14 protein-coding genes and 1 tRNA gene are annotated in these 13,634 nt (G+C 31.0%); 6 read left to right on the top strand and 9 right to left on the bottom strand.

All coding sequences use genetic code 11. The features are described 5' to 3' along the window. Nucleotides 1–73 precede the first annotated feature (73 nt). The 7 genes from FF125_RS20745 to FF125_RS20775 form a co-directional block, all read right to left on the bottom strand. Nucleotides 74–1,333, bottom strand: a complete 1,260-nt coding sequence (locus FF125_RS20745) for a hemolysin family protein (protein WP_138951993.1) — start codon at nt 1,331–1,333, stop codon at nt 74–76. A gap of 8 nt (nt 1,334–1,341) precedes the next feature. Continuing rightward, nucleotides 1,342–1,563 carry a hypothetical protein gene (locus tag FF125_RS20750; protein ID WP_138951994.1) on the bottom strand — a complete coding sequence of 74 codons (222 nt, stop codon included), beginning with the start codon at nt 1,561–1,563 and terminating at the stop codon, nt 1,342–1,344. A gap of 105 nt (nt 1,564–1,668) precedes the next feature. Further along, nucleotides 1,669–2,259, bottom strand: a complete 591-nt coding sequence (gene lptC, locus FF125_RS20755; protein ID WP_138951995.1) for an LPS export ABC transporter periplasmic protein LptC — start codon at nt 2,257–2,259, stop codon at nt 1,669–1,671. 61 nt (nt 2,260–2,320) lie between these two features. Beyond that, nucleotides 2,321–3,706 (bottom strand): hypothetical protein, encoded by a 1,386-nt coding sequence (locus FF125_RS20760; protein ID WP_138951996.1) that lies wholly within the window; start codon nt 3,704–3,706, stop codon nt 2,321–2,323. Between the two features lie 26 nt (nt 3,707–3,732). Continuing rightward, nucleotides 3,733–5,100, bottom strand: coding sequence for a tetratricopeptide repeat protein (locus tag FF125_RS20765; protein WP_138951997.1), 1,368 nt, complete (start codon nt 5,098–5,100; stop codon nt 3,733–3,735). Between the two features lie 41 nt (nt 5,101–5,141). After that, nucleotides 5,142–6,410: a hypothetical protein gene (locus FF125_RS20770; protein WP_138951998.1), complete on the bottom strand. Its 1,269-nt coding sequence runs from the start codon at nt 6,408–6,410 to the stop codon at nt 5,142–5,144. After that, complete coding sequence (locus FF125_RS20775; RefSeq protein ID WP_138951999.1) at nt 6,407–7,126, bottom strand: type III pantothenate kinase; 720 nt, start codon at nt 7,124–7,126, stop codon at nt 6,407–6,409. The genes FF125_RS20770 and FF125_RS20775 overlap by 4 nt, the downstream gene beginning before the upstream one ends. A 101-nt stretch (nt 7,127–7,227) precedes the next feature. On the opposite strand from FF125_RS20775, the gene FF125_RS20780 reads away from it, so the two are divergent. The 6 genes from FF125_RS20780 (at nt 7,228) to FF125_RS20805 (ending at nt 10,325) form a co-directional block, all read left to right on the top strand. Next, a tRNA-Phe gene (locus tag FF125_RS20780) sits at nt 7,228–7,300 on the top strand. A gap of 46 nt (nt 7,301–7,346) precedes the next feature. After that, complete coding sequence (locus FF125_RS20785) at nt 7,347–7,640, top strand: GIY-YIG nuclease family protein (RefSeq protein WP_138952000.1); 294 nt, start codon at nt 7,347–7,349, stop codon at nt 7,638–7,640. 83 nt (nt 7,641–7,723) lie between these two features. Then, nucleotides 7,724–8,017 carry a GIY-YIG nuclease family protein gene (locus FF125_RS20790; RefSeq protein ID WP_138952000.1) on the top strand — a complete coding sequence of 98 codons (294 nt, stop codon included), beginning with the start codon at nt 7,724–7,726 and terminating at the stop codon, nt 8,015–8,017. Between the two features lie 83 nt (nt 8,018–8,100). Continuing rightward, nucleotides 8,101–8,394, top strand: coding sequence for a GIY-YIG nuclease family protein (locus FF125_RS20795; protein ID WP_138952000.1), 294 nt, complete (start codon nt 8,101–8,103; stop codon nt 8,392–8,394). An 83-nt stretch (nt 8,395–8,477) separates the two neighbouring features. Then, on the top strand, nt 8,478–8,771 hold the full coding sequence (locus tag FF125_RS20800) for a GIY-YIG nuclease family protein (RefSeq protein ID WP_138952001.1): 294 nt from the start codon (nt 8,478–8,480) through the stop codon (nt 8,769–8,771). Nucleotides 8,772–8,987: 216 nt separating this feature from the next. Further along, entirely contained in the window at nt 8,988–10,325 is a 1,338-nt protein-coding gene (locus FF125_RS20805; protein ID WP_138952002.1) for a deoxyguanosinetriphosphate triphosphohydrolase, read from the top strand. 47 nt (nt 10,326–10,372) lie between these two features. Here FF125_RS20805 and FF125_RS20810 read toward each other — a convergent pair whose 3' ends face one another. After that, entirely contained in the window at nt 10,373–11,749 is a 1,377-nt protein-coding gene (locus tag FF125_RS20810) for a DUF3078 domain-containing protein (protein ID WP_138952003.1), read from the bottom strand. 52 nt (nt 11,750–11,801) lie between these two features. Further along, a complete protein-coding gene (locus FF125_RS20815) occupies nt 11,802–13,580 on the bottom strand; it encodes a 1-deoxy-D-xylulose-5-phosphate synthase (protein WP_138952004.1) in 1,779 nt (592 codons plus the stop codon). Nucleotides 13,581–13,634 lie beyond the last annotated feature (54 nt).

Below are 13,634 nucleotides of genomic sequence, written 5' to 3' on the forward strand. Positions count from 1 at the left end.
AGTCCGCGAAAGTACAAAAAATTTAAAAGATTGAAGAAATAATAAGCCAATTAATTTAATATAGAGAAGTAGTTTAATCTTCTTTATACAATACTTTCAGATAAACTTGCTCTATTTTAGATGAAGATACTTCAAGAATTGTAAATTGAAAGCTATCAATTTCTATTATTTCGTCTTTCTGGGGGATGTTTTCTGTCGCATCTACAATTAAACCACCAAGAGTCTCATAAGCATCACTTTCTGGCAAGGTCAAATTATAGGTTTCATTAATATAATCAACCTCTAAACGGGCTGAGAACTCAAACTCCCTATCATTTATCTTATTTTCTAAAAATTCAACAGTATCGTGCTCATCTTCAATATCACCAAACAATTCTTCAATAATATCTTCAATAGTAATTAAACCAGAAGTACCACCATATTCATCGATAACAACCGCTACACTTTTTTGCTTCTTCGTTAGGTCATTTAAAATATCATTAATCATCATTGTTTCCGGAATAGTCTCTATAGGAAGCAACAGAGAACGGATTGTTTTAGGGTTTTTAAACAATTCAAACGCATGTATATAACCAATTACATCATCTAAAGAATCTTTGTAAACAATAATTTTTGACAACCCGGTTTCAACAAAAAGGTTCTTTAAATTTTTAATTGTATCGGTAACATCAATGGCAACAATATCCGTTCTTGGTATCATAGCATCTCTTGCCCTAACATTATGAAAATCTAACGCATTTTGAAATATTTGAATTTCAGAATCTACTTCTTCATCAGAAATTTCTAATTGCTCATTTATATAATCACCTAATTCTGCCTTAGTAAATGCCATTTGTACATCGTCTTCTTTCGTATTAAAAACTACGCGTAGCACAAAATCAGAAATGACCATTATAAAACTAGAAATAAAATAAAACAGCAAAAAGAAAATATAAGCGGGTATGGCAAATATTTTTAGTGTTTCATTGGAGTAAATTCTAAAAATTGCTTTAGGTAAAAACTCCGCCGATACTAATATAATTAACGTAGAGATAATCGTTTGAACCAATAAAACAACAAAATCGTTATATAAATAAGGTTCGAGGTAAGGCATTAATAATTCACCCATAAAATAACCATAAACCACCAAAGCTATATTATTACCTACTAACATAGTAGTAATAAATTTCGAAGGATTTCCTGTTAACTTCGTCAATACGCTTGACAGAAAAGTATCTTTTTTCTTTTCAAGTTCAATATGCATTTTATTGGCGGAAATAAAAGCAATTTCCATCCCTGAAAAGAAAGCAGATAATAAAATTGAAATGATAATGATGATAATTTGTACTTCCAATTTTTTAATTATTTAGTTTGGTCATTTTCCTTTTGATATTGACCGGCTTCAATCTTTTTTCTAAAATGTTTTTTAAAAAAGTACATAAAGATCGCTAGTACAGCAAATATCAATAAAAAATAGGAGTTACTTCGTTCTCCAGGTTTATTAAACCTATAAATACCATCTACAAATAAAATAATACCAATAACTAAATATCCGTATTCAAAAAAGCGTCTTAAGTTTTTCATTATTCTCTATATAATAAACATAAAATCAGTTAACTCATTCTTTAATGATGTCTACTTTAAATTAACACATCTCTAGCTCCCTCATATAAGCGGAACCAATTACTATTATTTAATATTCTCGTCAGCTACTTCGTTACTTTCGTTTACATATACAACTCCACTTGGATTGCTCGTAATTACTTTAGATAAATCCTCATTTGATTCAAAACCTGAACCCTTAATAGAATCTAATTTTCTATAAAGCCTAAAAGCCTTTTCCGTATAAATATAGTGTGTTTTCTGATCCCAAAAAAGTTGTTCTGTATACAATTTACTATTGTCTTTATGATTTATCACCACCACATTTCCTTTTACTTCAGAAATTAAGGTCTTACTATAGGTTTTAGCATAATCGCCAATTAATGTAATAGAATCACCCAACTCATCGTAATTAGTCACCTCTATGCCTTCTGGAAATTCTTGATAAGGATGCTCTTTTCTATTGGCAAAATCATTCATTAAAGGAGTAAGGAGTTTTGTTTGTACCCTACCAGAATCTGTATGAATTAAATATACATCATGAGCCACACCTATTGGTAAATTCTTTTCTGCCAAAAAATCTTGGACTTCTTTAATATTATTACCACACGAAAAAAGTAGTGCTACTATAAGAATAACAGCAAAAAATTTAACACAGAAATTTACAACCTTAAACATTGGGTAAAATTACGGAATAATAACGTTCTGAAATCAATGAAATTTAAAAGACTTAAAACATTTAATTCTTTAAAGGGTCATAAGCAACTGTTTCTCCGATCCAACATTTAATTTCATAGGTAGTTAAACCTTTATATTCTCCTTGAGGAAAGCAATTAGTTCTTTTTCCTGGTGCATTTTTCATATAAGCCTTTATGACTCTATCTGCTTTGGCGGTTATACTGGGATCAACCTCTTTAGCTTTTTTAGCTTTATCAGCGGCGGCTACATAAACTAACCTCTTACTGAATTCATCATCTCCACACTTATTAGCACTGCTTGCATATAAACTTGCAATTAGCAAATAAGCATCACCATAGCTTGGCCTAACCTCTAAAGCTTTATAAGCGTAAGCTCTAGAAGTAGAGTTGTTTTTAAACCTATAATGATATGCTATTTTTAGTAAATATTCAGCCTTTTTATTAGGGTCTTTTATTTTATTAATTTCTTCATTTAATTCAACTAGGCTTAATGGACGATGTAAGTCAGGAAAAAGACTATCAGAAACAATACGAACGTCAATTGACTTTTCTAACCTTACCCATTCTTCAACCATTTTAGGATAGAGTTCGTTATCTTTACAATCATTCAAAAACAATCTAGATACAGCTCTTTTCAACCATTTGGGATCTGTTTTATTCTTCTTAAAACCACTTTTATATAGTAGTATTAATCTGTCACAATCAGCTACCGTACCATAAGTTTGATCTAAAATTGGCTCAATCTGACTTAAACCTCTTAGGTTAATTGTATTGTTTTTTAGTTTTAATTTCTCTTTTGAAGTTAGCACTTCACCCTTAACCTCTTTTTCGTTTAATGCATCTAATTCTTCTGACAACAAATCCATTTTATCATGCACGGCTGACATTACATCATCATATGTATCAAATACTTTTTGTAAGTTCGTATCTTTATTTCTTTCAGTTATTTCTTTAAAATAAAGTGTCAAATTTTTGATACTCATTTCTGTTGGATTCGCTTTAAAAGCTGCGTCCAATTTTTTAAAAACGGCATCATTTGAAGCTCCACTTTCCCTTAAATAAATGGCCCAATCACTATAAATTTTACCTAAGTTTTTCGGAAAATATTGAATTCTTTTAATGAAGAGACTATCTATTAGCTCACTTTCAACTTCTCTGTCTTGATCATAATTATTTTCACACCTACTCTCTACAATCTTTAAACCGTAAATATAAATTTGAATTGAATAATCTGGGCAGTTTTTAAATGTCCTTAGCCAAGGTATATAGGCCTTTTCATAATCTTTACCTTTGGCATACTTAACAAATTCAATAAAGCTACTTTTACAATCGAAGTTTGAATTTGTTTTAGTGGTATTCTTTTGCGAAAAAACACCTTCAATTATTAATAAACTTAAGAGTATTAATAACTGAAGGTGCTTCGTCAAAATTTTGTTTTTAGATTTCTATAAATCTACGGAATTCTTACCGCTGTACCAATCCAACAACCTATCTTATATGAATCTCCAGATTTTTTACCTTCGTTAAAAATCAGTTTTGTATTAGGAGCATGATTTAAATAAGATCTTATTGATCTATTTGCTTTAGTTGCAATTCCTGGATCTACTGCTTTTGCTTTAGCTGCCATATTTGCCGCAGCTACATATACCATTCTTTTCTCAAATTCAGAAGTCCCACAACTATTTGCACTACTACTATATAAACTAGCTATTAACAAATAAGCATCACCATAACTTGGTCTTTCTTTTAACGCTTTATAAGCATAACTTCTAGAAGTTGACTTATTCTTGTATCTATATTGACTAGCGATACTTAACAATAATTTTGCTTTTTTAAATGGATCTGTTTCTAAATCTATCGCCTTATTTTTATATTCCAATGCTTTTGTAGATTCTCCTCTTTCTTCTAAAATACCCGCATAGAAGATATATGCATTAGCTGAAGGCTCAACTGTTACCCAAGCCTCTACTAGTTTAGGGTATAATGCATCTTCAGTACATTCTTTAGAGTACATTCTTTGAACTGCCCTTTTTAACCATTTTGGATCCGTTTTGTTTGCGTCAAAACTTTTATTATATAAAGGTATTAACCTTTCGCAAGTTGCTACTTCACCTAAAGTTTGATCTAAAATTGGCTCTACCTGACCTAAACCTCTAAGGTTAATCGCGTTATTTTTAATCTTTAATTTTTCCTTAGAAGTTAATGTTTTACCTAAAGAATCTTTTAACTTTAATTTATCTAACTCTTCAGACAAGATATCCATTTTTCCATTTACACCATCTAAAACATCATCATATGTATCAAACACTTTTTGCGGATCAGTATCTTTGTTTCTTTCTGTAACTTCTTTGAAATAAAGAGCTAAGTTTTTTATACTCATATCCGTTGGATCCTCTTTAAAGGCAGCTTCTAATTTTTCGAAAACGGCATCATTAGACGCTCCCCTTTCTTGTAAAGAAATAGCCCAATCACTATATACCTTAGCTGAATTTTTTGGAAAATGAACTAAACGTTTTGTATATATTTCATCGATTAACTTGCTTGCAGCAGGTTTATCTGTACCTTTTTCGTACATGTTTTCAGCTATTTTTAAACCATCAACATAGATATACAAAGAAGCTTTTGGACAATTATCGTAGCACCATTTCCACATATCATAAGCACCATCAAAATTACCAGCTTTTACACTTTCGTGAAACAACGATAAATTTTGTGTACATTTTGTTGGTTCAGCCCCCAACTTATCATCTTGTGCATAAACATTGCTCAATCCTGTTACCAGTAATAAGCCTAAAACCAAATTTGTAATTTTTCTTTCCATTTTAAAAGGTATTAATTAATCTTTCTACTTATAGGTCCTTGTTATTGTATCTTTCGTTTAACAAACCATCTATCATTGAGCGTTAAACCGAGGCGAAAGTTAAAATAATTTTCTTTAATAAGCGAATTATTTATTTCTCCTCTTTTACCAAACTCAAAACCAAGGTTTAAATTTGATAATTGTTTGCCTATAGGTAACCCTACTCCAAAAGACATGCCAAGATCATTAACTTTATCATTATTAATTGCAATTCCCGTTTGCCTCATGTTAAAACCTGCTCTGTAAGTTATTCGTTTCCAGTAACTTGAGATTGAATTTATTTTAGGAATATAATAACCCCCAACAGAAACTCTACTCATTTTATCATGGCTTAATCTTGTGTTATCTGCTAAAACACCATTTGTAAAATCAATGGCATTATGAAAGCTATATTCTAAACCTGCATACCATTTATTTTCTTGCCCCAAACCAACACTTAAAATAGTATTCAATGGTTTTTTAATATCATCATCAAAAGAGTTATTTACTAAAGTATCTCTAGGACTAACAGTTCCGTCATTAGTATTTACCAATGAAAACAATAGCTCATCTCCTTCATTTGACAAGTTATTCTTGAGATGAAAAACGGCCCCTGTTTTTAATATCAGCTTATCCGAAACTTTAGCACTGTATTGTAAACCTGCTTTTGCAGTAAACCCTCTTAACTCGGAGTTGGTTGTATGCATCGTAGCTAATTGCACACCATTTCTTCTATTTAAAAGTGAATTCTCAATAGTTCCAAATACGTATGAAGCTTCTAAACCAATGCTAACATTTTTAAGTAATTTATAACCAAAACCTAAAAACACTCGATTGGTACCACCGCTACCTTCAAAAAAATTAATTTCTGTTAAATCACCATCAGCATCTTTAAATTCTTCAGTTAAAGAATAGCCAACAGTTGTATTGGGCTGCAAACCAAAAGACACCCCACCCTTATTTCCAATTGGAATACCTAATGCAAAATAAGACAAAGAAGCTGTTGAGGCTGATCCTTTATTTGTGCCGTCGTTTATGGATATTGATTTATTTTCACCGGCAATTGTATAGGTTGTATATTGTAAATAAGCCAATGCTGCTGGGTTTGTAAACGTCAATTGGTATGAACTATTAAAAGCACCACCTATCTCCCCCATACTCATTTCCTCTACGGTTTTTTGGGGAGTTTCTTCACCTATACCAAAAAAAGAATAAGGTGAGTTATTATTTTTTTGAGTAAAGCCCTTAAAAGATAAAAGGATAAGTGATAATACTATAAGTTTCTTAATCATTCGTTTAGATTGTATATCAATATGCTGTTAAGTCCCTCCAATAAAAAATTTGGATTGGCAAATATGCTACTTTTTAACTTTTTAGCCAAGAAATTTGTGTCTCCTCCTGTTAAAACTACTGTTAAATTTGAAAATTCACTATTATATTGCTTTATAATTCCGTTTATTTCTTGAATAAACCCATTTAAAACTCCAGAATGGATTGAGCTTTTGGTGTTCGTACCTATCATTTTATAACTAGCTTGTTCTAATAAAGGTAAATTAGCAGTAAACTGATGAAGTGATTTGTACCTTAAATTAATACCTGGTGAAATTGCTCCGCCTAAATATTCATTTTTTGAATTTATAAAATCATACGTAATACAAGTACCAGAATCAATTACCAATACATTCTGCTTAGGATATTGACGGGCTGCTGCACTAGCCAATGCAATTCTGTCTACACCTAAAGTCATTGGTGTATCGTATTTATTTTGAAAAGGAATGCTCGTTTTATGATCAAGTTGTACGAATTTGTCGAACTTTTTAAGCTCCACATCGGTTAAAATATTGGTAACTGACGACAGAATACAATTTTTAAGGCTATATTCTTCTTGTAATTTATCAATATTTTTATTGATATCATCATGGTCAGAAATCAAACTAAAAACTAGCTTATCCTGCTTAAATACAGCTAGTTTAGCTCTAGTATTTCCAATATCAATAACTAAATTCATGGTGTGTTTTAAAGAATTGTAAAGATACGAATAGATTTTTTACGAATTTGTTTTGATTAGTATTAAATTAAAATTTATATTTGCAACCGCTTTTAAAGCATGGTGCCTTAGCTCAGTTGGTAGAGCAATGGACTGAAAATCCATGTGTCCCTGGTTCGAACCCTGGAGGCACCACAAAAACCCCGAACTTTGTTTGGGGTTTTTTGTTTTTAATTAAGTTATGACTCACTACTTATACATAATTTATAGTATTTCTATTGACAAATATTATATTGGTGAAACTAACAACCTCGATGAAAGGTTGATAAAACACAATAAACATCTGTATAAAAAGTCTTTCACCAAAATTGCTTCAGATTGGAATTATGTTTTAACTAAGGAATGTCTTCAAAGAAATGATGCTATTTATCTTGAAAAATTTATTAAACGAATGAAAAGTAAAAAATTTATTGAAAAAATAATTTTAAAACCGAACATCCTTGAAGATATTCTTGATAAAAAACTACCTGAATAGCCCTGGTTCTCCCGAAGCATCGGGACTGGAGGCACCACAAAAACCCCGAACTTTGTTTGGGGTTTTTTGTTTTTAATTAAGTTATGACTCACTACTTATACATAATTTATAGTATTTCTATTGACAAATATTATATTGGTGAAACTAACAACCTCGATGAAAGGTTGATAAAACACAATAAACATCTGTATAAAAAGTCTTTCACCAAAATTGCTTCAGATTGGAATTATGTTTTAACTAAGGAATGTCTTCAAAGAAATGATGCTATTTATCTTGAAAAATTTATTAAACGAATGAAAAGTAAAAAATTTATTGAAAAAATAATTTTAAAACCGAACATCCTTGAAGATATTCTTGATAAAAAACTACCTGAATAGCCCTGGTTCTCCCGAAGCATCGGGACTGGAGGCACCACAAAAACCCCGAACTTTGTTTGGGGTTTTTTGTTTTTAATTAAGTTATGACTCACTACTTATACATAATTTATAGTATTTCTATTGACAAATATTATATTGGTGAAACTAACAACCTCGATGAAAGGTTGATAAAACACAATAAACATCTGTATAAAAAGTCTTTCACCAAAATTGCTTCAGATTGGAATTATGTTTTAACTAAGGAATGTCTTCAAAGAAATGATGCTATTTATCTTGAAAAATTTATTAAACGAATGAAAAGTAAAAAATTTATTGAAAAAATAATTTTAAAACCGAACATCCTTGAAGATATTCTTGATAAAAAACTACCTGAATAGCCCTGGTTCTCCCGAAGCATCGGGACTGGAGGCACCACAAAAACCCCGAACTTTGTTTGGGGTTTTTTGTTTTTAATTAAGTTATGACTCACTACTTATACATAATTTATAGTATTTCTATTGACAAATATTATATTGGTGAAACTAACAACCTCGATGAAAGGTTGATAAAACACAATAAACATCTGTATAAAAAGTCTTTCACCAAAATTGCTTCAGATTGGAATTATGTTTTAACTAAGGAATGTCTTCAAAGAAATGATGCTATTTATCTTGAAAAATTTATTAAACGTATGAAAAGCAAAAAATTTATCGAAAAAATAATTTTAAAACCGAACATCCTTGAAGAAATTCTTGATAAAAAACTACCTGAATAGCCTTGGTTCCCCCGAAGCATCGGGACTGGAGGCACCACAAAAACCCCGAACTTTGTTTGGGGTTTTTTGTTTTTAATAAATATTCCCATTTTTCTTCATATTTAATGAATCCTTTTATTTTTTCTTTACCGAAAAAGATTATCTGTTGTAAAAAAAATTCAGACAGATTAGTTGTAAAAAAATGTAACTTGCACAACAATAAATTATGTCTAAAACATGAATTGGGAACAACTACTTTCTTTAAAAAAATATGGTGACACTAAGCAAAGAGAACGCAACAAGCAGAATGAGACGAGAATAGGTTTTGAGGTAGATTACGATCGTATCATATTCTCTGATTCCTTTAGAAGTTTACAAGATAAAACACAGGTAATTCCTCTTTCAAATACAGATTTTGTTCATACAAGGTTAACCCATAGTTTAGAAGTTTCTGTTGTTGGTCGTTCATTAGGAAGAATAGTTGGTAAAGCCCTGCTAGAAAAGTACCCAAATTTAAAAGATCTTGGTTATCAAATTAACGATTTTGGAGCCATAGTGGCTAGTGCTTGTTTGGCCCATGATATTGGTAATCCACCTTTTGGACATAGTGGTGAAAAAGCAATTGGAGAATATTTTAAATCGGGCAACGGAATAAAATATAAGAATGAATTATCTGACAAACAATGGCAAGATTTAATTGATTTTGAAGGAAATGCAAATGGATTCAAAATTTTAACCGAATCTAGAATAGGTGTTGAAGGTGGTTTACGTTTGTCTTATGCCACTTTAGGTGCTTTTATGAAATACCCGAAAGAGTCTTTGCCTAAAAAACCAACCGCTAATATTGTAGATAAAAAATACGGTTTTTTCCAATCAGATACTGAAACTTTTTTAGATGTTGCAAAGAGCTTACACTTAGAACAAAACAGAAAAGAAGATATTTCTTATTTAAGACATCCTCTAGCATTTTTAGTTGAAGCAGCAGATGATATTTGTTATACCATTATAGATTTTGAAGACGGTATTAATTTAGGTTGGATAGAAGAAGAGTTTGCCTTAGAATATTTAATAAAACTGGTAAAAGACACTATAAATACAGAAAAATACTACCAATTAACGACAAAACAAGACCGTATAAGCTATTTACGTGCACTTGCTATTGGCAACTTAATTAATGAAGCTGCAGCCGTTTTTTTAGAAAATGAAACGAAAATATTGGCGGGACAATATCAAATTTCTTTATTAGAAAAATGTAAATATGAAGCTCAAATTAATGACATTATTAAAATTAGTATCAATAAAATTTACAGAAGTAAAGAGGTAATTGAAAAGGAAATTTCGGGTTATAAAGTTTTAGCGGATTTATTAGATGTTTTTATTCACGCTGTAAACAATACTTTTGAACAAAAGCCTAGTAGTTATGACAACTTAATAATGAACCTCTTACCCATAAAATATCAAAACCTCGATACTAATTTATATGATCGAATTCTTTCCGTATGTAGCTTTATAGCAAGTATGTCAGATGGTGCTGCTATTTTATTACATAAAAAGATTAAAGGGGTCGTAATTTAAAATCGTTCAATATATTCTAGTAACCACTATAAAAACTGATACGGCTTTTAAAATCTATACATAACACCAATACCAAGCATTTGTTTGAACTGTACCCTGGCTCCAAGTGTTTCTAAAGTTCCGTCGTTATTAGTATCCTCCTTATACTTTACATCATCATCATAAATTAAATGTCCACCAATACTAGCGTTCATAAATTTATTAATTTTAAAAGCAAAATTCAGCTCCCAATCAGCATCAACATTTCCAAATTTATTTATATAATCAGAATAAAGACTTAGCTTATTACTCATTAACACGTTTTTAGCAAGCTGTTTATTCCAGGTACTTTCTACTAAAAAACCAAATTCATTTCTCGACTTTTCTCCAGGAGTTACACCAAATGCTCCACTATTTGACAAACTTTCATCAAAAACAAGCGTTGATTTTAAGGTTATTGGAGAAAGATATAAAGAGAACTTTTGCTGCTTTATTTCATAGTGCGTACCTGCACCTAAAAATATATATGCCGGTGCAAACATTCTTGAAATCGGATCATTAGTATTTGGGTATTTATATCCGTTTGTAAATTGAGTTTTAAAGTTAAATTGCATTGAATAAAACCAATTTGAAACAGTATCTCGTCGATAACCAAAAACGGATTTATACTCGAACCTATCCTCAGATTTTCTCAATTCTCTATCTTCTTGAGAATTTAAACCATATCGAACATACAACTCATTATTCCATAATAAATGTAACTTTTTATACAGCCTGACTAAATCAACCTTAAACAATCCGGAAATAGAGTTATTACCACCAGCACTCCAATTGACAAATGCGGCTTCATTTACATCCAATCCAATGCTATTCTTTTTTTGCCACCAAACAGGATCATCTGCATATTTTCTAGCTCTAATTTTAGCAACTTTTATAGGATTAGTAACCTTCAGGGTATCAATAGTTAAGTTTTTTATAGGTGCTATATAACTTTTCTCTTTGGGTAACGGAATATAAATTGTATCGTTATTTAACTTATTTACAGTTTTCCTATAACGCTCTGTAAAAACATAGTCATTCCTTAAAGAGTCATATGATATGTTATAATAAGGTTTTAACAAAGCATTCATCTTTATTTTTAAAGAATCTAACTCCGTCAATCTTCTTACAGAATCAATTTTCATATAATTACCAACAGAATCCAATTGAATAACTACATCTATTGAGTCATTTAATTGAAATCTTTTTACAGTATCTCTAGGTTTAACAGGACTAATTGTATCAGATAAAAACATATCTAATACTTTTTTTACAGAACCAGAACTCCGCATTGAATCAGTATTACTAATGGTATTTAGTATATTGACCTTGGTACTATCAACTTGGGCGAAAACACTTAATGAAAAAAGAAGTGTAATTACAATGTAGGTGTGCTTATTTTTCAAACTTATTAATTTCAAAATATTAAAATTACTGGGTTTAGTAGTTGTATGAAAATTAAGTCCACAAAGATAGTATTTTTTTCATATTATGAACAGATAAGCCAATACTGTTAAATAATTCTTCGGTTTTACCATGTTCTATAAATATATCAGGAATACCTAAAATTTCAATATTCTTGTCCTTATACCCATGTTGTTGAGCAAACTCTAACACGGCAGAGCCAAACCCGCCTACAATTGTTCCATCTTCAATAGTTATAATATTTTTGAATTTTTTAAAAACTTTATGAAGTAAATTCTCATCTAAAGGTTTTACAAAACGCATATTATAATGGGCAATTGTGTCTTTATTGGCATTATCGGTATATGCCTCCTTAATCTTATTGCCAATTGTACCAATACTTAAAATTGCCACTTTTGAACCCTCTTTAATTGTTTCTCCTTTTCCAATTTCTATAGTTGAAAAAGGTTGTTGCCAGTTTTGCATGGTACCCATTCCTCTTGGATATCTAATAGCAATTGGTCCTTTTAAACCTAATTGTACTGTGTACATTATATTCCTAAGCTCCAATTCATTAAGTGGAGCAAAAATAATTAAATTTGGAATGCATCGTAAGTAGGCCAAATCAAAAACACCATGATGGGTAGCACCGTCTTCACCTACCAAACCTGCTCTGTCCAAACAAAAAACAACGGGAAGGTTTTGTATTGCAACATCATGGATTACCTGATCGTAAGCACGTTGTAAAAAAGTAGAATAAATATTACAAAAAGGTATTAAACCTTGCGTGGCCATTCCTGCTGCCAAGGTAACGGCATGTTGCTCTGCAATACCTACATCAAATGCCCTCTCAGGAATTTGATCAAGCATAAATTTAAGAGAACTTCCTGTAGGCATGGCTGGAGTAATCCCAACTATTTTATCATTCGTTTTAGCCAATTCTACCAAGGTCAACCCAAATACATCTTGATATTTTGGAGGTTGCTGGTTCAATTCAGACTTAGCAATTAGTTCACCCGTTTTTGCGTTAAATTTTCCTGGAGCATGGTATTTTACCTGATCTTCTTCTGCTTTTTGTAATCCTTTACCTTTTGTTGTGATAATATGCAAAAATTTAGGACCACTTACTGTTTTTAATCGTTCAAGTTCTGATAACAAAGCAGGTAAATCATGCCCATCAATTGGTCCAGAATAGTCAATATTAAAAGCTTCAATAATATTATGCTTTCGAACTCTTTTATTGTTTTTAATATTAGTTAAATAATTCTTTAATGCCCCAACACTAGGGTCAATACCCATAGCATTATCATTTAAAATGATTAAAATATTTGCCTTACTAACTCCTACATGGTTCAATGCTTCAAATGCCATACCACTTGCAATACTTGCATCACCAATAACAGCTATATGTTGTTTATTAACTTCTCCTTTAAGTCTTGAAGCAATAGCCATTCCTAGTGTAGCAGAAATTGATGTAGACGAATGCCCTACGCCAAAGGCATCATATTCACTTTCACTCCGTTTTGGAAAACCTGAAATACCACCCAATTGCCTATTCGTTTCAAAAACGTCCTTTCTTCCTGTTAAAATTTTATGCCCATAAGCCTGATGGCCCACATCCCAAACTAATAAATCATTTGGAGTATCAAAAATGTAATGTAGAGCAATAGTTAGCTCTACCACGCCTAGACTTGCTCCTAAATGCCCTTCCTTAACAGCTACAATATTTATAATAAACTCACGCAACTCTTTTGCCAATTCTGTCAATTGCTCTTTTGGCAGTTTGCGTAAATCTTTTGGGTTAGTGATATGTTTTAACAATTTGCTTATCATAGTTACAAATGTACGAGTTGCATTTGATATGATTAAAATTAGCAGATGAAATTG

It is taken from the genome of Aureibaculum algae (genome assembly GCF_006065315.1).
Lineage (GTDB): Bacteria > Bacteroidota > Bacteroidia > Flavobacteriales > Flavobacteriaceae > Aureibaculum > Aureibaculum algae.